The organism is Escherichia sp. KTE172 (assembly GCF_000408845.1).
Taxonomy (GTDB): domain Bacteria; phylum Pseudomonadota; class Gammaproteobacteria; order Enterobacterales; family Enterobacteriaceae; genus Escherichia; species Escherichia coli.
Window position 1 is genome coordinate 3,154,317 of the sequence record NZ_KE137316.1, and the last position, 20,865, is coordinate 3,175,181.

18 protein-coding genes and 2 pseudogenes are annotated in these 20,865 nt (G+C 49.7%); 11 read left to right on the forward strand and 9 right to left on the reverse strand.

The genetic code is table 11. The features are described from left to right. Positions 1 to 190: 190 nt before the first annotated feature. Both mobB and mobA read right to left on the reverse strand, forming a co-directional pair. Positions 191 to 718, reverse strand: a complete 528-nt coding sequence (mobB, locus tag G434_RS09000; protein WP_000907617.1) for a molybdopterin-guanine dinucleotide biosynthesis protein MobB — start codon at positions 716 to 718, stop codon at positions 191 to 193. Continuing rightward, positions 700 to 1,284: a molybdenum cofactor guanylyltransferase MobA gene (gene mobA, locus G434_RS08995; RefSeq protein ID WP_001052184.1), complete on the reverse strand. Its 585-nt coding sequence runs from the start codon at positions 1,282 to 1,284 to the stop codon at positions 700 to 702. Before mobA ends, mobB begins: the two co-directional genes overlap by 19 nt. Positions 1,285 to 1,353: 69 nt before the next feature. On the opposite strand from mobA, the gene G434_RS08990 reads away from it, so the two are divergent. The 4 genes from G434_RS08990 to G434_RS08975 all read left to right on the forward strand — a co-directional run bounded on the left by G434_RS08990 (position 1,354) and on the right by G434_RS08975 (position 4,914). Continuing rightward, entirely contained in the window at positions 1,354 to 1,623 is a 270-nt protein-coding gene (locus G434_RS08990) for a YihD family protein (RefSeq protein ID WP_001295263.1), read from the forward strand. 76 nt (positions 1,624 to 1,699) lie between these two features. Beyond that, positions 1,700 to 2,686: a stress response kinase SrkA gene (srkA, locus tag G434_RS08985; RefSeq protein WP_001065519.1), complete on the forward strand. Its 987-nt coding sequence runs from the start codon at positions 1,700 to 1,702 to the stop codon at positions 2,684 to 2,686. A gap of 16 nt (positions 2,687 to 2,702) precedes the next feature. Next, entirely contained in the window at positions 2,703 to 3,329 is a 627-nt protein-coding gene (dsbA, locus tag G434_RS08980) for a thiol:disulfide interchange protein DsbA (RefSeq protein WP_000725337.1), read from the forward strand. 154 nt (positions 3,330 to 3,483) lie between these two features. Next, a complete protein-coding gene (locus G434_RS08975) occupies positions 3,484 to 4,914 on the forward strand; it encodes a YdgA family protein (protein ID WP_001309873.1) in 1,431 nt (476 codons plus the stop codon). Positions 4,915 to 4,954: 40 nt separating this feature from the next. Here the strand turns inward: G434_RS08975 and G434_RS08970 are convergent, their stop codons facing one another. After that, positions 4,955 to 5,887: an acyltransferase gene (locus G434_RS08970; protein ID WP_001306659.1), complete on the reverse strand. Its 933-nt coding sequence runs from the start codon at positions 5,885 to 5,887 to the stop codon at positions 4,955 to 4,957. 363 nt (positions 5,888 to 6,250) lie between these two features. Between G434_RS08970 and polA the strand changes: the two genes are divergently transcribed. Beyond that, positions 6,251 to 9,037: a DNA polymerase I gene (gene polA / locus G434_RS08960; RefSeq protein WP_000250024.1), complete on the forward strand. Its 2,787-nt coding sequence runs from the start codon at positions 6,251 to 6,253 to the stop codon at positions 9,035 to 9,037. 381 nt (positions 9,038 to 9,418) lie between these two features. On the opposite strand, the gene yihA is transcribed toward polA, so the two are convergent. Continuing rightward, positions 9,419 to 10,051 carry a ribosome biogenesis GTP-binding protein YihA/YsxC gene (gene yihA, locus G434_RS08955; RefSeq protein WP_000183349.1) on the reverse strand — a complete coding sequence of 211 codons (633 nt, stop codon included), beginning with the start codon at positions 10,049 to 10,051 and terminating at the stop codon, positions 9,419 to 9,421. A gap of 296 nt (positions 10,052 to 10,347) precedes the next feature. On the opposite strand from yihA, the pseudogene G434_RS30770 reads away from it, so the two are divergent. The 3 genes and pseudogenes from G434_RS30770 to hemN all read left to right on the forward strand — a co-directional run bounded on the left by G434_RS30770 (position 10,348) and on the right by hemN (position 12,704). After that, a pseudogene (locus G434_RS30770) lies at positions 10,348 to 10,514 on the forward strand (hypothetical protein). A 118-nt stretch (positions 10,515 to 10,632) separates the two neighbouring features. Continuing rightward, positions 10,633 to 11,142 carry a Der GTPase-activating protein YihI gene (gene yihI / locus G434_RS08950; RefSeq protein WP_001295266.1) on the forward strand — a complete coding sequence of 170 codons (510 nt, stop codon included), beginning with the start codon at positions 10,633 to 10,635 and terminating at the stop codon, positions 11,140 to 11,142. Positions 11,143 to 11,330: 188 nt separating this feature from the next. Continuing rightward, positions 11,331 to 12,704, forward strand: a complete 1,374-nt coding sequence (gene hemN, locus G434_RS08945; RefSeq protein ID WP_000116087.1) for an oxygen-independent coproporphyrinogen III oxidase — start codon at positions 11,331 to 11,333, stop codon at positions 12,702 to 12,704. A gap of 189 nt (positions 12,705 to 12,893) precedes the next feature. Here hemN and G434_RS08940 read toward each other — a convergent pair whose 3' ends face one another. From G434_RS08940 to glnA, 4 genes are all read right to left on the reverse strand, one after another. After that, complete coding sequence (locus G434_RS08940; RefSeq protein WP_000893994.1) at positions 12,894 to 13,004, reverse strand: YshB family small membrane protein; 111 nt, start codon at positions 13,002 to 13,004, stop codon at positions 12,894 to 12,896. Positions 13,005 to 13,115: 111 nt separating this feature from the next. Beyond that, a complete protein-coding gene (gene glnG / locus G434_RS08935) occupies positions 13,116 to 14,525 on the reverse strand; it encodes a nitrogen regulation protein NR(I) (protein ID WP_001309874.1) in 1,410 nt (469 codons plus the stop codon). Between the two features lie 11 nt (positions 14,526 to 14,536). Beyond that, positions 14,537 to 15,586: a nitrogen regulation protein NR(II) gene (gene glnL, locus G434_RS08930; RefSeq protein ID WP_000190577.1), complete on the reverse strand. Its 1,050-nt coding sequence runs from the start codon at positions 15,584 to 15,586 to the stop codon at positions 14,537 to 14,539. A gap of 173 nt (positions 15,587 to 15,759) precedes the next feature. Then, positions 15,760 to 17,169, reverse strand: coding sequence for a glutamate--ammonia ligase (gene glnA, locus G434_RS08925; protein WP_001271717.1), 1,410 nt, complete (start codon positions 17,167 to 17,169; stop codon positions 15,760 to 15,762). A gap of 372 nt (positions 17,170 to 17,541) precedes the next feature. On the opposite strand from glnA, the gene typA reads away from it, so the two are divergent. The 3 genes and pseudogenes from typA to G434_RS08910 all read left to right on the forward strand — a co-directional run. Further along, positions 17,542 to 19,365: a ribosome-dependent GTPase TypA gene (gene typA / locus G434_RS08920; protein ID WP_000570668.1), complete on the forward strand. Its 1,824-nt coding sequence runs from the start codon at positions 17,542 to 17,544 to the stop codon at positions 19,363 to 19,365. A 216-nt stretch (positions 19,366 to 19,581) separates the two neighbouring features. Next, positions 19,582 to 20,292 carry a GntR family transcriptional regulator gene (locus G434_RS08915; RefSeq protein WP_000829799.1) on the forward strand — a complete coding sequence of 237 codons (711 nt, stop codon included), beginning with the start codon at positions 19,582 to 19,584 and terminating at the stop codon, positions 20,290 to 20,292. Positions 20,293 to 20,299: 7 nt separating this feature from the next. Beyond that, positions 20,300 to 20,656 (forward strand): annotated as a pseudogene (locus tag G434_RS08910) (hypothetical protein); the annotation flags it as partial. Between the two features lie 8 nt (positions 20,657 to 20,664). On the opposite strand, the gene G434_RS29915 reads toward G434_RS08910, so the two are convergent. After that, positions 20,665 to 20,865 (reverse strand): IS3 family transposase (locus G434_RS29915; RefSeq protein WP_001544771.1); only part of this gene is annotated, 201 nt, incomplete at its 5' end.

A 20,865-nucleotide genomic window follows, 5' to 3' on the forward strand; every position in this document is an offset into this window, starting at 1 on the left:
CTGACCCCATGCCGAACTCAGAAGTGAAACGCCGTAGCGCCGATGGTAGTGTGGGGTCTCCCCATGCGAGAGTAGGGAACTGCCAGGCATCAAATTAAGCAGAAGGCCATCCGTCAGGATGGCCTTTTTGCGCTGGAGCAGAAGAAGGCCGGATGCGACGCTGGCTGCGTCTGATCCAGCCTACTCTTGCTTATCCGTCCTGATTTTGCATCCACTCCACCACAAAATCAGCCAGCCCCCCAACATCATTAATATCCAGTAACGCGACATCAAGATTAAGTGACACATCACTGGCTACAGCAATAACATGTCTGTCTATCACTAATTCTTCCGGTCGATGTCCGGCTCCATCGCGAAAAAGCACAATCTTTGCGATCTCTTCATGCTTAAACCCTTCGACCAGAATCAAATCCAGCTTTGAGGTATCCATTCGACTTGCGAGAAAATGTAGATCCAGCTCTTCTTCGTCTGGTGTTTCCGTCATCAAGGCCCATCGCTGCTGGCTGGCAACGATGGTTTGTGCCGCGCCAGCCTTGCGCAGCTCATAGCTATCTTTGCCCGGTTTATCAACATCCATATCATGGTGCGTATGCTTAATCAGCCCTGGACGGATCCCTCTGGCGCATAATGCCGGGATCAGTTTTTTCAGCAGCGTAGTTTTTCCAGTGCCGCTCCACGCGGCAAAGGCGAGTAACGGTATCATCGTTTTTCCTGCCATCGGGCAAGCTCCTCTGGCGTATTCACGTTAATAAATGCATCTTTATTATCGCTGAAATCAACCGCATGACCGCCAGCCAGACGCATAAATGCCATTACCCGGCGTTCTCCTGCTTGCAGATATTCCAGTAATAAAGGCTCAATTGCGCGGTTTACCAGAGCAATAGTCGGGTGATCGCGTTCACCGTCGTGGACCCACACGACAGGTGCCTCTTTGCGCTGATGATTAAGCCGGGCTGCTAAATCAGGGGGAATGTAAGGCGTATCGCACGGACAAAACAAAAACCACTCCCCCGTTTCCTGCTGCATTACTGAAAGCATTCCTGCCAGAGGGCCTGGGTAATCCGCAAGTGAATCTTCAATCACTTTCAGACCGCTTGCCTGATAGATTTCCTGATGACGATTGGCATTAACCACGACGTGCGAGAGCTGCGTCATAAGCGCGTCAGCGACATGTTGCCACAGCGGTTTGCCGTTTAATTCAAGCAATCCTTTATCTACGCCGCCCATTCGTCTGGCTTTACCGCCCGCCAGCACAACGCCTGTTATCGTCGTCATCAGATTCACCGATATCGCCTCTTTTATTGTGGGATTGACCCTGCTAACGTGTCTGTCTCAAGAGTAAGGAGCATTACTATGAAATGTAAACGTCTGAATGAAGTTATTGAACTCCTCCAGCCAGCCTGGCAAAAAGAGCCAGACCTTAACCTGCTGCAATTTTTGCAGAAACTGGCGAAAGAGTCAGGTTTTGACGGCGAACTGGCGGATTTGACGGATGACATTCTGATCTATCATCTGAAAATGCGTGATTCCGCGAAAGATGCGGTGATCCCGGGTTTGCAGAAAGATTATGAAGAAGATTTCAAAACGGCGCTGTTACGCGCTCGCGGCGTAATTAAAGAGTAAAAGCTTGTAAGCGGCGCCACCAAAATCATCGTGAAATGATATCCTTCATCATTCGTAATGTTTTCCGGATGATGGGATGAACAACAGCGCTTTTACTTTCCAGACACTACACCCGGATACCATCATGGATGCTCTATTTGAGCAAGGGATCCGGGTGGATTCCGGTCTTACCCCGCTTAACAGCTATGAAAACCGTGTCTATCAATTTCAGGACGAAGATCGTCGACGTTTTGTCGTCAAATTTTATCGCCCTGAACGTTGGACAGCCGATCAAATCCTCGAAGAACATCAATTTGCGTTGCAGCTGGTTAACGATGAAGTTCCGGTCGCAGCGCCTGTGGCCTTTAACGGTCAGACTTTATTGAATCATCAGGGATTTTATTTCGCTGTTTTTCCAAGCGTCGGTGGTCGCCAGTTCGAAGCTGATAATATCGATCAGATGGAAGCGGTTGGGCGTTATTTAGGGCGTATGCATCAGACGGGGCGCAAACAGCTTTTTATCCATCGCCCGACCATCGGTCTGAATGAATATCTCATTGAGCCTCGCAAGCTGTTTGAGGACGCTACACTGATACCTTCCGGGTTGAAAGCGGCATTCCTGAAAGCGACAGATGAGCTGATCGCCGCCGTTACAGCACACTGGCGGGAAGATTTCACCGTTCTGCGGCTACATGGAGACTGCCACGCCGGTAATATCCTCTGGCGCGATGGTCCAATGTTTGTTGATCTGGATGATGCACGTAATGGTCCAGCCGTTCAGGATTTGTGGATGTTGCTCAATGGCGATAAAGCCGAGCAGCGGATGCAACTGGAAACTATTATTGAAGCTTATGAAGAATTTAGCGAGTTCGACACCGCTGAAATCGGACTGATTGAACCTTTACGCGCCATGCGTTTGGTTTATTATCTTGCCTGGCTGATGCGGCGTTGGGCTGATCCCGCGTTCCCGAAAAATTTCCCGTGGTTAACCGGGGAAGATTACTGGCTGCGACAGACGGCGACTTTTATAGAACAGGCAAAAGTTCTACAAGAACCCCCTTTGCAATTAACACCTATGTATTAATCGGAGAGAGTAGATCATGAAAAAGATTTGGCTGGCGCTGGCTGGTTTAGTTTTAGCGTTTAGCGCATCGGCGGCGCAGTATGAAGATGGTAAACAGTACACTACCCTGGAAAAACCAGTTGCTGGCGCGCCGCAAGTGCTGGAGTTTTTCTCTTTCTTCTGCCCGCACTGCTATCAGTTTGAAGAAGTTCTGCATATTTCTGATAACGTGAAGAAAAAACTGCCGGAAGGCGTGAAGATGACTAAATACCACGTCAACTTCATGGGTGGTGACCTGGGCAAAGATCTGACTCAGGCATGGGCAGTGGCGATGGCACTGGGCGTGGAAGACAAAGTCACTGTTCCGCTGTTTGAAGGCGTACAGAAAACCCAGACCATTCGTTCAGCATCTGATATCCGCGATGTATTTATCAACGCAGGTATTAAAGGTGAAGAGTACGACGCGGCGTGGAACAGCTTCGTGGTGAAATCCCTGGTCGCTCAGCAGGAAAAAGCTGCAGCTGACGTGCAATTGCGTGGCGTTCCGGCGATGTTTGTTAACGGTAAATATCAGCTGAATCCGCAGGGTATGGATACCAGCAATATGGATGTTTTTGTTCAGCAGTATGCTGATACGGTGAAATATCTGTCCGAGAAAAAATAATTCAATGTAAATTACATAAAGCCCGTGAATATTCACGGGCTTTTTTTATTATTTAATAAATATAAATACATTCTGATAATGCATCCTGCCGCTGGACATTATTTCAGCATAAGTGGATATTCAAAGTTTTGCTGTTTTATCAGGGAATATTTATATGATACGTAAGTCAGCTACAGGTGTTATTGTTGCGTTAGCCGTAATCTGGGGTGGTGGCACATGGTACACAGGTACGCAAATTCAGCCTGGTGTCGAAAAGTTTATTAAAGATTTTAACGATGCTAAAAAGAAAGGTGAACATGCCTGCGATATGACGTTAAGTTATAAAAACTTTGACAAAGGCTTTTTTAATTCTCATTTTCAAATGCAAATAACATTTGATAACGGTGCACCCGATCTCAATATCAAGCCAGGCCAGAAAGTTGCATTTGATGTGGATGTTGAGCACGGTCCGTTGCCCATCACAATGTTAATGCGTGGTAATGTCATCCCCGCACTGGCAGCGGCAAAAGTGAACTTAGTGAATAATGAACTGACACAACCGCTATTTATCGCCGCGAAAAATAAATCGCCCGTGGAAGCGACATTGCGATTCGCGTTTGGTGGCTCATTCTCTACGACATTAGATGTTGCCCCTGCAGAGTATGGAAAGTTTTCTTTTGGTGAGGGCCAGTTTACTTTTAATGGTGATGGTAGTTCATTGTCTAACCTGGATATTGAAGGCAAAGTCGAAGATATTGTTCTGCAATTATCACCAATGAACAAAGTAACGGCAAAAAGTTTTACCATTGATTCTCTGGCGCGATTAGAAGAAAAGAAATTTCCGGTTGGTGAAAGCGAGTCGAAATTTAATCAGATTAACATTATCAATCACGGGGAAGACGTTGCCCAAATCGATGCTTTCGTTGCAAAAACCAGGCTGGATCGCGTTAAAGACAAAGATTATATCAATGTCAATCTGACCTACGAACTTGATAAGTTAACAAAAGGGAATCAGCAACTCGGTAGTGGTGAGTGGTCATTGATTGCTGAATCTATTGATCCCTCAGCAGTGCGCCAATTTATCATCCAGTATAACATTGCGATGCAGAAGCAGCTTGCTGCACACCCTGAGTTAGCAAACGATGAAGTTGCTCTGCAAGAAGTGAATGCTGCATTGTTCAAAGAGTATTTACCGTTATTACAAAAAAGTGAGCCGACCATTAAACAACCGGTAAGATGGAAGAATGCACTCGGCGAACTAAATGCCAATCTGGATATCAGTATTGCCGACCCAGCCAAATCCTCATCATCCACAAACAAAGATATTAAATCGCTCAATTTTGATGTGAAGTTACCGCTTAATGTCGTCACAGAAACCGCAAAACAGCTTAATTTATCTGAAGGAATGGATGCTGAAAAAGCGCAAAAGCGGGCTGATAAACAAATCAGCGGGATGATGACATTAGGTCAGATGTTTCAGTTAATCACGATTGACAACAATACCGCCTCGCTGCAACTGCGTTATACACCGGGTAAAGTTGTTTTTAACGGACAGGAAATGAGCGAAGAAGAATTTATGTCTCGTGCCGGACGTTTTGTTCATTAAAATACTCACTCGCCTCTGCTCATTCAGAGGCGAGTAAAACTTACTTATTCTGACGCTGTGATGACATCAACGACGTCAGAAGTCGGTCTTTTTCCTGCCACAGTGAGTTCAGCCATTGCTGAAAATGGCGCTTAAAGCTTTTGTCATTGATGTAGTCGCCATGTAACTCATCGGCAATAGGCTGTAAATCCACATGTACGACAATTCGCGTCAGTTTACCGCTTAACATATCGAAGAACGGCTGACGGTTATTGTCCGGATAACATAGCGTAACATTAAGCAGTTTATCGAATTGTTTACCCAGTACATTTAGCGCCATCGCAATGCCTGCCGCCTTTGGTGGCAACAAGTTTTGAAAAGTGGAGTGCGTTTGCTGATGTTTTTCTTGCGTGAAACGGGAGCCTTCAACGAAATTAACAATGGTGGTGGGATGCAGGCGAAACTTTTCACAAGAACGCCGAGTAGTTTCAACATCTTTACCACGTCTCTCCGGATGACGTAATAAATAAGCGCGGGAATAACGCTTCATAAACGGCATATCCAGCGCCCAGCATGCCAGGCCAAGAAAAGGCACCCAGGCCAGCTGCTGCTTGAGGAAATATTTATTCATCGGAATGTGCTTACGAAACAGCACGCACAGTACGACAATATCTGCCCAACTACGGTGGTTACAAATAAGCAGATACCAGTTTTTCTTACTTAACCCTTCCAGCCCGTGAACTTCCCATTGCAGGTGTGGGTTCAAATGCAGTAATACCGCCAGACCTTCACACCAGCAATACATCATAAAATCACAAAAACGCGAAACCTTTCGCCAAATGACTGGCACAGGAAGCAATAGTTTTACAATCCCGGCAATGATGATCGGGACGGAGCAAAAAATAGTGACCAAAATGGTCAATACGATACTCAGCAAAAGGGTTATCGCAGCGAGTATTCTCGTCATAATGAATTTATTCAAAAAGTTAGCCATAGACAGTGCGCTAAAGAAGCGCAAGGCGCAGATTTTAGCAGAAAACGACCCAAATAACGGATGATCCTTAAGGAGAAAAATAATTCATATCTATCCACATTAGAAAAAATCCCATCATCTCAATTATTAGGGATGGTCTTATTTTTAACTTCATGAAAAACAAAGACAAACATCATGCTGTAAAAAGCATGATAATAAATTAAAAGCGATGTAAATAATTTATGCACAAAGTTATCCACATGACGATTTGCGAGCGATCCAGAAGATCTACAAAAGATTTTCACGAAAAGCGGTGAAAAACTCATGTTTTCATCCTGTCTGTGGCATCCTTTACCCATAATCTGATAAACAGGCACGGACATTATGGTTCAGATCCCCCAAAATCCACTTATCCTTGTAGATGGTTCATCTTATCTTTATCGCGCATATCACGCGTTTCCCCCGCTGACTAACAGCGCAGGCGAGCCGACCGGTGCGATGTATGGTGTCCTCAACATGCTGCGCAGTCTGATCATGCAATATAAACCGACGCATGCAGCGGTGGTCTTTGACGCCAAGGGAAAAACCTTTCGTGATGAACTGTTTGAACATTACAAATCACATCGCCCGCCAATGCCGGACGATCTGCGTGCACAAATCGAACCCTTGCACGCGATGGTTAAAGCGATGGGACTGCCGCTGCTGGCGGTTTCTGGCGTAGAAGCGGACGACGTTATCGGTACTCTGGCGCGGGAAGCCGAAAAAGCCGGGCGTCCGGTGCTGATCAGCACTGGCGATAAAGATATGGCGCAGCTGGTGACGCCAAATATTACGCTTATCAATACCATGACGAATACCATCCTCGGCCCGGAAGAGGTGGTGAATAAGTACGGCGTGCCGCCAGAACTGATCATCGACTTCCTGGCGCTGATGGGTGACTCCTCTGATAACATCCCTGGCGTACCGGGCGTCGGTGAAAAAACCGCGCAGGCATTGCTGCAAGGTCTTGGCGGACTGGATACGCTGTATGCCGAGCCAGAAAAAATTGCTGGGTTGAGCTTCCGTGGCGCGAAAACAATGGCAGCGAAGCTCGAGCAAAACAAAGAAGTTGCTTATCTCTCATACCAGCTGGCGACGATTAAAACCGACGTTGAACTGGAGCTGACCTGTGAACAACTGGAAGTGCAGCAACCGGCGGCGGAAGAGTTGTTGGGGCTGTTCAAAAAGTATGAGTTCAAACGCTGGACTGCTGATGTCGAAGCGGGCAAATGGTTACAGGCTAAAGGGGCGAAACCCGCAGCCAGGCCGCAGGAAACCAGTGTTGCAGACGAAGCGCCAGAAGTGACGGCAACGGTGATTTCTTATGACAACTACGTCACCATCCTTGATGAAGAAACACTGAAAGCGTGGATTGCGAAGCTGGAAAAAGCGCCAGTATTTGCATTTGATACCGAAACCGACAGCCTCGATAACATCTCTGCCAACCTGGTCGGGCTTTCTTTTGCTATCGAGCCAGGCGTAGCGGCATATATTCCGGTTGCTCATGATTATCTTGATGCGCCCGATCAAATCTCTCGCGAGCGTGCACTCGAGTTGCTAAAACCGTTGCTGGAAAATGAAAAGGCGCTGAAGGTCGGGCAAAACCTGAAATACGACCGCGGTATTCTGGCGAATTACGGAATTGAGCTGCGTGGGATTGCGTTTGATACCATGCTGGAGTCCTACATTCTCAATAGCGTTGCCGGGCGTCACGATATGGACAGCCTCGCGGAACGTTGGTTGAAGCACAAAACCATCACTTTTGAAGAGATTGCGGGTAAAGGCAAAAATCAACTGACCTTTAACCAGATTGCCCTCGAAGAGGCCGGACGTTACGCCGCCGAAGATGCGGATGTCACCTTGCAGTTGCATCTGAAAATGTGGCCGGATCTGCAAAAACACAAAGGGCCGTTGAACGTCTTCGAGAATATCGAAATGCCGCTGGTGCCGGTGCTTTCACGCATTGAACGTAACGGTGTGAAGATCGATCCGAAAGTGCTGCACAATCATTCTGAAGAGCTCACTCTTCGTCTGGCTGAGCTGGAAAAGAAAGCGCATGAAATTGCAGGTGAGGAGTTTAACCTTTCCTCCACCAAGCAGTTGCAAACCATTCTGTTTGAAAAACAGGGAATTAAACCGCTGAAGAAAACGCCGGGTGGCGCGCCGTCAACGTCGGAAGAGGTACTGGAAGAACTGGCGCTGGACTATCCGTTGCCAAAAGTGATTCTGGAGTATCGTGGTCTGGCGAAGCTGAAATCGACCTACACCGACAAGCTGCCGCTGATGATCAACCCGAAAACCGGGCGTGTACATACCTCTTATCACCAGGCAGTAACTGCAACGGGACGTTTATCGTCAACCGATCCTAACCTGCAAAACATTCCGGTGCGTAACGAAGAAGGTCGTCGTATCCGCCAGGCGTTTATTGGGCCAGAGGATTATGTGATTGTCTCGGCGGACTACTCGCAGATTGAACTGCGCATTATGGCGCATCTCTCGCGTGACAAAGGCTTGCTGACCGCATTCGCGGAAGGAAAAGATATCCACCGGGCTACGGCGGCAGAAGTGTTTGGTTTGCCACTGGAAACCGTCACCAGCGAGCAACGCCGTAGCGCGAAAGCGATCAACTTTGGTCTGATTTATGGCATGAGTGCTTTCGGTCTGGCGCGGCAATTGAACATTCCACGTAAAGAAGCGCAGAAGTACATGGACCTTTACTTCGAACGCTACCCTGGCGTGCTGGAGTATATGGAACGCACCCGTGCTCAGGCGAAAGAGCAGGGCTACGTTGAAACACTGGACGGACGCCGTCTGTATCTGCCGGATATCAAATCCAGCAATGGTGCTCGTCGTGCAGCGGCTGAACGTGCAGCCATTAACGCGCCAATGCAGGGAACCGCCGCCGACATTATCAAACGGGCGATGATTGCCGTTGATGCGTGGCTACAGGCTGAGCAACCGCGTGTGCGTATGATCATGCAGGTACACGATGAACTGGTATTTGAAGTTCATAAAGATGATGTCGATGCCGTCGCGAAGCAGATTCATCAACTGATGGAAAACTGTACCCGTCTGGATGTGCCGTTGCTGGTGGAAGTGGGGAGTGGCGAAAACTGGGATCAGGCGCACTAAGATTCGCCTGAACATGCCCTTTTTTCGTAAGTAAGCAACATAAGCTGTCACGTTTTGTGATGGCTATTAGAAATTCCTATGCAACAACTGAAAAAAAATTACAAAAAGTGCTTTCTGAACTGAACAAAAAAGAGTAAAGTTAGTCGCGTAGGGTACAGAGGTAAGATGTTCTATCTTTCAGACCTTTTACTTCACGTAATCGGATTTGGCTGAATATTTTAGCCGCCCCAGTCAGTAATGACTGGGGCGTTTTTTATTGGGCGAAAGAAAAGCTCCGTAATGCCTGATGCGCCCTGTTTATCAGGCCAACGGTAGAAGTGTAATCTATTGAATTTACGGGCCGGATACGCCACATCCGGCACAAGCATTAAGGCAAGAAAATTATTCGCCGTCCTGCGTTTCTTCTACAGGCTGCATCTCGCTAAACCAGGTATCCAGTTTCTGCCGCAGCTTGTCCACGCCTTGTTTCTTCAGTGAAGAGAACGTTTCAACCTGCACATCACCGTTAAACGCCAGCACCGCTTCACGCACCATATTCAATTGCGCTTTACGTGCGCCGCTTGCCAGTTTGTCCGCTTTGGTCAGCAGCACCAGCACGGCGATATTGCTGTCTACCGCCCACTCAATCATCTGCTGATCCAAATCTTTCAGCGGATGGCGAATATCCATTAGCACCACCAGACCTTGCAGGCTCTGACGTTTTTCGAGGTATTCGCCGAGCGCGCGCTGCCATTTGCGCTTCATCTCTTCCGGGACTTCCGCGTAGCCATAGCCGGGCAAGTCAACCAGACGCTTGCCGTCAGCCACTTCAAACAGGTTGATAAGCTGGGTGCGCCCTGGGGTTTTTGAGGTCCGCGCCAGGCTTTTCTGGTTAGTCAGCGTGTTCAGCGCGCTGGATTTACCTGCGTTGGAACGGCCTGCAAAAGCCACTTCAATTCCGGTATCGGAAGGTAAGTGGCGAATATCAGGCGCACTCATCACAAAATGCGTCTGTTGATAATTCAAATTAGTCAAAGCGGTCGTCTCCGTCAGTCAAAGCTTTGCGGCGATTATACCTGAACCATAATAAAAGGCGGATTTTTCGGCGTGAGCGTTGTAAGTAAAAGCCATACGCTTTGTGAGACATTGCCGATAGTCTTTATGCGAAATAGCAGAGAAAATTCTGCGATGCATGTCAAATAAGCTATATAAATCAGTTAATTGCTTTTATATAAAACTCTGAAAATGTGCAAATACTGATGGCGGTTGATTGTTTGTTTAAAGCAAAGGCGTAAAGTAGCACCCATAGAGCGAGGACGCTAACAGGAACAATGACTCAGGATGAGGGTCAGGAGCGCCAGGAGGCGAAGACAGAGGATTGTCAGGAAGACAAACGTCCGGAGACGTAATTAAACGGAAATGGAATCAACACGGATTGTTCCGGCTAATGGAAAAACAGGGTGTGTTGGCGGCCTGCAAGGATTGTAAGACCCGTTAAGGGTTATGAGTCAGGAAAAAAGGCGACAGAGTAATCTGTCGCCTTTTTTCTTTGCTTGCTTTCTGTTAGATTCCGCCGCAAATCTATACTGAATAAAACGGCTAAAAGACGAACCATTATGAAACCATCATCTTCAAACTCACGCAGCAAAGGTCATGCAAAAGCGCGTCGAAAAACACGCGAGGAGCTGGATCAGGAAGCTCGTGACCGTAAGCGTCAGAAAAAACGTCGTGGTCATGCGCCGGGCAGCCGCGCAGCGGGCGGTAACACCACGTCAGGCAGCAAAGGCCAGAACGCACCGAAAGATCCACGTATTGGCAGTAAAACCCCTATTCCATTGGGCGTGACTGAAAAAGTCACCAAACAGCACAAACCGAAGAGTGAGAAACCTATGCTTTCACCGCAGGCGGAGTTGGAATTACTGGAAACGGATGAGCGTCTGGATGCGCTGCTGGAACGTCTGGAAGCAGGCGAAACCCTGAGTGCCGAAGAGCAATCCTGGGTGGATGCCAAACTGGATCGTATTGATGAGTTGATGCAGAAACTCGGCCTCTCTTATGACGATGACGAAGAAGAGGAAGAAGACGAGAAGCAAGAAGACATGATGCGTCTGCTGCGGGGCAACTAACGGATTGCCGCCGTGGGCCTTCCCGTTCTGCTGATAACCCTTCCGGTTATATGTTATCTGGTGTGGTTATTCGTTAAACTACAGCGGTTGTCGCGGCGACAAAAGTGGCTGCGCAACCGGCTGATGACCCGAAACGGGCATCCGCCGGTACGCCGTAGCCGCCAGAGACGCCATCGGAAGGAGTGAGCATGTCTGTACAGCAAATCGACTGGGATCTGGCCCTGATCCAGAAATATAACTATTCCGGGCCACGATACACCTCGTACCCGACCGCGCTGGAGTTTTCAGAAGACTTCGGCGAACAGGCGTTTTTACAAGCCGTGGCGCGCTATCCTGAGCGTCCATTATCTCTCTACGTACATATTCCGTTCTGCCATAAGCTTTGTTACTTCTGCGGTTGCAATAAGATTGTTACTCGCCAGCAGCACAAGGCCGATCAGTATCTGGACGCGCTGGAGCAAGAAATCGTCCATCGTGCACCGCTGTTCGCCGGGCGTCACGTCAGCCAATTGCACTGGGGCGGTGGTACGCCGACGTATCTGAACAAAGCGCAAATCAGCCGTCTGATGAAGCTGCTGCGCGAAAACTTCCAGTTCAATGCCGATGCGGAGATTTCGATCGAAGTCGATCCGCGTGAAATCGAACTGGATGTACTCGATCATTTACGCGCCGAGGGCTTTAATCGCCTGAGCATGGGCGTGCAGGACTTCAACAAAGAAGTGCAACGTCTGGTTAACCGCGAGCAGGATGAAGAGTTCATCTTTGCACTGCTTAACCATGCGCGTGAGATTGGTTTTACCTCCACCAACATCGACCTGATTTACGGCCTGCCGAAACAGACGCCGGAGAGTTTCGCCTTTACCCTGAAACGCGTGGCGGAGCTGAACCCCGATCGTCTGAGTGTCTTCAACTACGCGCATCTGCCGACCATTTTTGCTGCTCAGCGCAAAATCAAAGATGCTGACTTGCCGAGTCCGCAGCAAAAACTCGATATCCTGCAGGAAACCATCGCCTTCCTGACGCAATCGGGCTATCAGTTTATCGGTATGGATCACTTTGCTCGCCCGGATGACGAGCTGGCGGTGGCCCAGCGTGAAGGCGTGCTGCATCGTAACTTCCAGGGCTACACCACTCAGGGCGATACCGATCTGCTGGGGATGGGCGTTTCCGCCATCAGCATGATTGGCGACTGCTACGCGCAGAACCAGAAAGAGTTGAAGCAGTACTATCAGCAAGTGGATGAACAAGGCAATGCGCTGTGGCGTGGTATTGCGCTAACGCGTGATGACTGTATTCGCCGCGATGTGATTAAGTCGCTCATCTGCAACTTCCGTCTGGATTTCGCCCCCATTGAGCAACAGTGGGATTTGCACTTCCCTGATTACTTTGCCGAAGATCTCAAGCTGCTCGCCCCGTTAGCAAAAGATGGGCTGGTGGATGTGGATGAGAAGGGGATTCAGGTGACGGCGAAAGGTCGCCTGCTTATCCGCAACATTTGCATGTGCTTTGATACCTATCTGCGCCAGAAAGCGCGGATGCAGCAGTTCTCTCGGGTGATTTAAATAGTGAATGGCGCTTCGTTTACAAAGTAGAAAACGAAAGCGCCATCAATGTGCTGAGAACAAGATTGCCTGATGCGCTACGCTTATCAGGCCTACAAAACCTGTTGAAAATATTGCTTTTGTAGGCCGGATAAGGCGTTCACGCCGCATCCGGCATGAACAAAGAGCACTTCATCAGCAATCTGAAACTCAACTAAACAGCCCAATCATTGCGGCACACAGCACGGCAGCAACGGCAGTTTGCGGTGTGTGGCTGTCAACTGCGCCACTCGATACCAGATTAATTATTGATTCCAGCATAACGACTCTCCCCGTTTTCCGGGCAAGATCATACTGAACTTATCGGAACAGTAAAGCGCAAAATACCAGCAATTTGCGCTCAATAATCAATCTTTACACACAAGCCGTGAATCACTCCATCCCCAGCTCTTTTAACTTACGCGTCAGAGTGTTGCGGCCCCAGCCGAGTAGCCGCGCCGCTTCCTGTTTATGCCCCTGCGTATGTCGCAATGCGGTTGTCAGTAAAGTCCGCTCCAGCTCAGGCTGCGCTTCGGAAAGCAGATTTTGATGACCGGAACGCAGCGCCCTGTCTGCCCACTGCGCTAACAGCGTCGCCCAACTGTCCGGTTGCATATGCGAAGTACTCTCCGCAACCGTTGACTCAAACAGTTCGCTGGGCAAATCCTGAATCAACACTTCCTGTCCGGCAGCCATCACCGTTAGCCAGCGACAGGTGTTTTCCAGCTGGCGTACGTTACCCGGCCATGCCAGACGCGTCAGCGCGGCTTCGGTTTCCGGATGCAGCAACTTCGCTTCTACGCCCAGCTCGCGCGCGGCAACCTGTAAAAAATGACGTGCCAGACGGGGAATATCTTCCCGACGCTCACGCAGTGGCGGCAGATGAACGCGGATGACGTTCAGGCGGTGGAACAGATCCTCACGGAACTTACCTTCCTGCACCCGCTGTTCAAGATTCTGGTGAGTGGCAGCGATAATCCGCACATCCACTTTCACCGGCGCATAGCCGCCAACGCGATAAAACTGACCGTCTGCCAGCACGCGCAGCAAACGCGTCTGCACATCCAGCGGCATATCACCAATTTCGTCGAGAAATAACGTGCCGCCATCGGCCTGTTCAAAACGCCCCTGACGAATGGTGTTCGCGCCAGTAAACGCGCCTTTCTCGTGACCAAACAGTTCTGATTCGATCAAATCCTTCGGGATAGCCGCCATATTCAGCGCGATAAATGGCGCTTTGGCTCGCGGACTGTGGCGATGCAGGGCATGAGCGACCAGTTCTTTACCGGTGCCGGATTCGCCGTTAATCAGCACGCTAATAGAAGAACGCGAAAGCCGACCGATAATACGGAACACGTCCTGCATGGCTGGCGCTTCGCCGATGATATCGGTCGTTGGGCCGTTAAGCTGAACATTACGCGGCTGCTGCTGTTCCTGGTAATGACTGATGGCGCGCTCAACCAGCGCGACGGCTTCGTCGATATCAAACGGTTTGGGCAGATAATCAAACGCCCCTTGTTGATAGGCGCTGACGGCAGCATCCAGATCGGAATGTGCGGTCATAATGATGACCGGAAGCATCGGATGGCGCTGTTTAATCTGCTTGAGCAGCGCCAGCCCGTCCATTCCCGGCATACGGATATCTGAAAGCAGCACATCCGGCGTTTTGCTCGCCAGCGCCTCCAGTACCTCCGCGCCGTTCTCAAATGTCGTACAGGTTAAACCCGCTCCAGCGAGCGCACGTTCAAGCACCCAACGGATGGAACTATCGTCATCGACTACCCAGACTATCCCTCGTTGCATAAACGTCACCTTTATTTCCTGATAGGCAGGTAAACCGAGAACTCGGTATGACCTGGCCAACTGGTAAATTCAATTTTGCCTGAATGCTGATCAATCAAATTACGGGCGATGGATAAGCCAAGCCCGGTGCCACCTTCGCGGCCGCTGACCATCGGGTAAAACAGCGTATCCTGCAAATGAGGCGGAATACCTGGCCCGTTATCTTCCACATCAATTCGCGCCGCCAGCCGATAACGCTCGCCGTGTAAGGTCAGTTGGAAAGCTGTGCGGGTACGCAGAATGATTTCACCACCCTCTGGCCCCAGCGCCTGTAGCGCATTGCGCACAATATTCAGGAGCACTTGCTCAATTTGATCCGGGTCGTGCGCCAGTTCCGGCAGGCTGGGGTCGTAATCACGAATCAACCGCACGTTGTCCGGCAGTTCCATCGACACCAGCGTCACCACGCGTTCAGCCACTTTATGAATACTTTCGGTAACGCGCGTACCGGGCAGTTGCGGTCCCAACAGACGGTCGACCAGATTTCGCAGCCGGTCCGCCTGTTCGATAATAACTTTGGTATATTCGAGTAGTGACGGGTCAGGTAATGCTTTGCTGAGCAGCTGCGCCGCGCCACGTAAACCGCCAAGCGGATTTTTAATCTCATGTGCCAGGCCGCGCACTAAATCACGGGCAGCAACCTGCTGGGCGTGCTGTAGCTGTTCCTGACTTAAGCGGCGCTGGTTATCCATCGGTGCCATCTCCAGCAGGATCATGCCGTCCGGCATACGCTGGGCCGTCACAGAAAGGATATGCGAGCGCCCGTCGATGACCAGCGTCACTTCGTTATCGGTAAAACCTTGCCCCGCCTCCAGACTTTCTTGCATCAGCTCGATATTTAATGAGAAGTAGCTCAACAGTTCCGGTAACGGTGTACCAAACAATTTGCGGGAGCTTTGGGCGAGCAGTTGTTGCGCGGCGGGGTTGGCGTAATGGATCGCCAGGTTGTCATCGATTAACAAAATACTGTTAATCAGCGAGTTGAGGATCTGCCCAGCATCGGGCTGCGTGCCTGTTGCCATAAAGCAGTCTCCTGAACAGGTTGCACCATTTTAGTGCATTATAGCTTTTTACGGATAAAAAGCGCGAAGCATCAGAGAATTGACGGAGAAAAAAGCCCATGCAGAGATGGGCTGAAAGTTTCCACGGCAACTAAATCCCGGCGTTGTTGCGCCGGGTAGTACAACTTCAACTATTAGACGCTGTAGTACAGCTCAAACTCTACCGGATGCGGAGTCATACGCACGCGGTCATCTTCTTCGCGACGCAGAGCGATGTACGCATCGATCGCTTCATCAGTGAACACGCCACCGGCTTTCAGGAACTCGCGGTCCAGATCCAGTTCGTTCAGTGCTTCTTCCAGAGAGCCTGCAACTTGTGGGATCTCTTTCGCTTCTTCTGGCGGCAGGTCATACAGGTTTTTGTCCATGGCTTCGCCCGGATGGATCTTGTTCTTGATACCATCAAGACCGGCCATCAGCAGGGCAGCAAAGCACAGGTACGGGTTAGCCGCCGGATCCGGGAAACGTACTTCGATACGACGTGCTTTCGGAGAAGAAACCACCGGAATACGGATAGACGCAGAACGGTTGCGTGCAGAGTAAGCCAGCATTACCGGTGCTTCGTAGCCCGGGACCAGACGCTTATAAGAGTTGGTGGTCGGGTTTGCCAGGGCGTTAATCGCTTTAGCGTGTTTGATTACGCCGCCAATGTAGTACAGCGCCTGCTCAGACAGACCTGCGTATTTGTCGCCTGCGAACAGGTTAACGCCGTTTTTAGACAGAGACATGTGGCAGTGCATACCGGAGCCGTTATCACCGAACATCGGTTTTGGCATAAAGGTCGCGGTTTTACCGAAGCGGTGCGCTACGTTGTGCACAACATATTTGTAGATCTGAATTTCGTCAGCTTTTTTGGTCATGGTATTGAAGCGGGTAGCCACTTCGTTCTGACCAGCAGTCGCTACTTCGTGGTGATGGGCTTCAACCACCAGACCCATCTGTTCCATCACCAGACACATTTCAGAACGAATATCCTGAGCAGAGTCTACCGGCGGAACCGGGAAGTAACCGCCTTTCACTGCCGGACGGTGACCTTTGTTACCACCTTCGTATTGGGTGGAGGAGTTCCATGCGCCTTCGATATCGTCGATAGCAACGTGGGAACCGGAGATAGAAGATCCGAAACGGATGTCATCGAACAGGAAGAATTCAGGTTCTGGCCCGAACAGTACGGTGTCGGCAATGCCAGTGGAACGCAGGTAATCTTCGGCGCGCTTCGCAATAGAGCGCGGGTCACGGTCATAGCCTTGCAGGGTGCCAGGTTCAAGGATGTCGCAACGGATAATCAGGGTAGAATCGGCGAAGAACGGGTCAATCACTGCGGTGGACGCGTCTGGCATCAGCACCATGTCGGATTCGTTAATGCCTTTCCAGCCGCCAATCGAGGAGCCGTCAAACATTTTGCCTTCTTCGAAGAATTCAGCATTCACCTGATGAGCAGGGATAGTGACGTGCTGTTCTTTACCTTTGGTATCGGTGAAGCGCAAATCAACAAACTTCACTTCGTGCTCGTTCAGCATCGTCAGTACGTGTTCAGCGGACATACTTTAACTCTCCTGGATTGGTCATGGTCGTCGTGGTAACGAAATCTGCAATTATTTTGGCCGTGTCGCCGTAAAAAAGATAAAGCGAAATCTGTGCCAACTTTTAAATTGCCCCTAAAAGGCGTTATCATGCTTAACATCGTGCAAAAGGGCTGCACCATGATATGAATGTTGCACCAATATGGTGCTTCAATGGAAACATTAAGCACCATATTGGTGCAATGACCTTTGGATAACCCTTTTTATGCTCCGTGAAAGCGATCACAAAGGGACTCTGCAATACTTGTTTGCGGAGGATGTTTGTGATCCTGTTTTGTAGTGCGATTAATCCGTGTACAATAACGCGCTATTTCTAATGCCTGAGGCAAAGTTGTGATCGAAAAATTGCGTAATATCGCCATCATCGCGCACGTAGACCATGGTAAAACCACCCTGGTAGACAAGCTGCTCCAACAATCCGGTACGTTCGACTCTCGTGCCGAAACCCAAGAGCGCGTGATGGACTCCAACGATTTGGAGAAAGAGCGTGGGATTACCATCCTCGCGAAAAACACCGCTATCAAATGGAATGATTACCGTATCAACATCGTTGATACCCCGGGGCACGCCGACTTCGGTGGTGAAGTTGAACGTGTAATGTCCATGGTAGACTCAGTGCTGCTGGTGGTTGACGCATTTGACGGCCCGATGCCGCAAACGCGCTTCGTAACCAAAAAAGCGTTTGCTTACGGCCTGAAGCCGATTGTTGTTATCAACAAAGTTGACCGCCCTGGCGCGCGTCCTGATTGGGTTGTGGATCAGGTATTCGATCTGTTCGTTAACCTCGACGCGACCGACGAGCAGCTGGACTTCCCGATCGTTTACGCTTCTGCGCTGAACGGTATCGCGGGTCTGGACCACGAAGATATGGCGGAAGACATGACCCCGCTGTATCAGGCGATTGTTGACCACGTTCCTGCGCCGGACGTTGACCTTGACGGTCCGTTCCAGATGCAGATTTCTCAGCTCGATTACAACAGCTATGTTGGCGTTATCGGCATTGGCCGCATCAAGCGCGGTAAAGTGAAGCCGAACCAGCAGGTCACTATCATCGATAGCGAAGGCAAAACCCGTAACGCGAAAGTCGGTAAAGTGCTGGGCCACCTCGGTCTGGAACGTATTGAAACCGATCTGGCGGAAGCTGGCGATATCGTGGCGATCACGGGCCTGGGCGAACTGAACATTTCTGACACCGTTTGCGACACGCAAAACGTTGAAGCGCTGCCGGCACTCTCCGTTGATGAGCCGACCGTTTCTATGTTCTTCTGCGTTAACACCTCGCCGTTCTGCGGTAAAGAAGGTAAGTTCGTAACGTCTCGTCAGATCCTGGATCGTCTGAACAAAGAACTGGTACACAACGTTGCGCTGCGCGTAGAAGAAACCGAAGACGCCGATGCGTTCCGCGTTTCTGGTCGTGGCGAACTGCACCTGTCTGTTCTTATCGAAAACATGCGTCGTGAAGGTTTCGAACTGGCGGTATCCCGTCCGAAAGTAATCTTCCGTGAAATCGACGGTCGTAAACAAGAGCCGTATGAAAACGTGACGCTGGACGTTGAAGAACAGCATCAGGGTTCTGTGATGCAGGCGCTGGGCGAACGTAAAGGCGACCTGAAAAACATGAATCCAGACGGTAAAGGCCGCGTACGTCTCGACTACGTGATCCCAAGCCGTGGTCTGATTGGCTTCCGTTCTGAGTTCATGACCATGACTTCCGGTACTGGTCTGCTGTACTCCACCTTCAGCCACTACGACGACGTACGTCCGGGTGAAGTGGGTCAGCGTCAGAACGGCGTACTGATCTCTAACGGTCAGGGTAAAGCGGTAGCGTTCGCGCTGTTCGGTCTGCAGGATCGCGGTAAGCTGTTCCTCGGTCACGGTGCAGAAGTTTACGAAGGTCAGATTATCGGTATTCACAGCCGCTCTAACGACCTGACTGTAAACTGCCTGACCGGTAAGAAACTGACCAACATGCGTGCTTCCGGTACTGACGAAGCCGTTGTTCTGGTTCCGCCTATCCGCATGACTCTGGAACAAGCTCTGGAGTTCATCGATGATGACGAACTGGTAGAAGTGACTCCAACCTCTATCCGTATTCGTAAACGTCACCTGACGGAAAACGATCGTCGCCGTGCCAACCGCGCACCGAAAGACGATTAATTTCGTTTTTCAGTCATAAAAAACCTGCCATTGCTGGCAGGTTTTTTTTTACCTGTCGTGAGCGCACACCAATGCGAGTATCTCCCTTATAAGTCTGTGATTACGTCAATAGAGAGCTTTGTCACAATTATCTGCAAAGTCATACACCGTTAATTGCTTTCTTTTTTGGCGTAAGCGTAAGATGCTTCATCTGGTTTAAACCAAAAGGATTAAACAATGGCGGAGAATCAATCCACCGTAGAAAATGCAAAAGAGAAACTGGATCGGTGGTTGAAAGATGGCATCACCACGCCGGGTGGAAAACTCCCTTCAGAAAGAGAGCTGGGAGAACTGCTGGGCATTAAACGTATGACGCTGCGCCAGGCGTTGTTGAACCTCGAGGCAGAATCCAAAATCTTCCGTAAGGATCGTAAGGGGTGGTTCGTGACCCAGCCGCGATTTAATTACAGTCCGGAGCTGTCAGCGAGCTTTCAGCGGGCCGCAATTGAGCAAGGACGAGAGCCTTCCTGGGGGTTTACCGAGAAAAACCGTACCAGCGATATTCCCGAGACGCTCGCGCCACTGATTGCAGTGACACCATCAACTGAACTCTATCGCATCACCGGCTGGGGGGCGCTGGAAGGACATAAAGTTTTCTATCACGAAACATATATTAATCCTGAAGTTGCTCCGGGTTTTATTGAACAACTTGAAAACCACTCATTTTCTGCAGTCTGGGAAAAGTGCTACCAAAAAGAGACGGTAGTAAAAAAATTGATTTTCAAACCCGTCAGAATGCCGGGCGATATCAGCAAGTATCTTGGCGGTTCTGTGGGTATGCCAGCGATCTTAATTGAAAAGCATCGCGCCGACCAGCAAGGCAATATTGTCCAGATAGATATTGAATATTGGCGATTTGAGGCCGTAGACCTCATCATTAATCTGTAGGTGTTTTATGGTGACAATAAATAACGCAAGAAAGATTCTACAACGTGTCGACACTCTTCCTCTTTATTTACATGCTTATGCCTTTCATTTAAATATGCGGCTGGAAAGAATGTTGCCTGCTGATTTACTTGATATCGCAAGTGAAAATAATCTACGTGGCGTCAAAATCCATGTTCTGGATGGCGAGCGTTTTTCTCTTGGTAATATGGACGATAAAGAACTCTCTGCCTTTGGGGATAAAGCCCGCCGTCTGAACCTTGATATTCATATTGAAACCAGCGCTTCAGATAAGGCATCTATTGACGAAGCCGTCGCCATTGCGTTGAAAACTGGGGCATCGTCCGTACGTTTTTATCCACGTTATTGTAGTGGTCAAGTAATACTGGCCACGGTTTTACAGTAAAAATGGTATCTGTTCTCTGACTCTTCCGGCGTCAGCCCTCCGTTATAATGGTGAGGCCTGACGCTATTGTAATAATTCAGAATATAACTGCTGATTTGCTGCCGGGCCACGTCTTTGCCTGTGTAGCCATCGGTTGGCACCCATTCTGTTTTCAGACTGCGGAAGAAGCG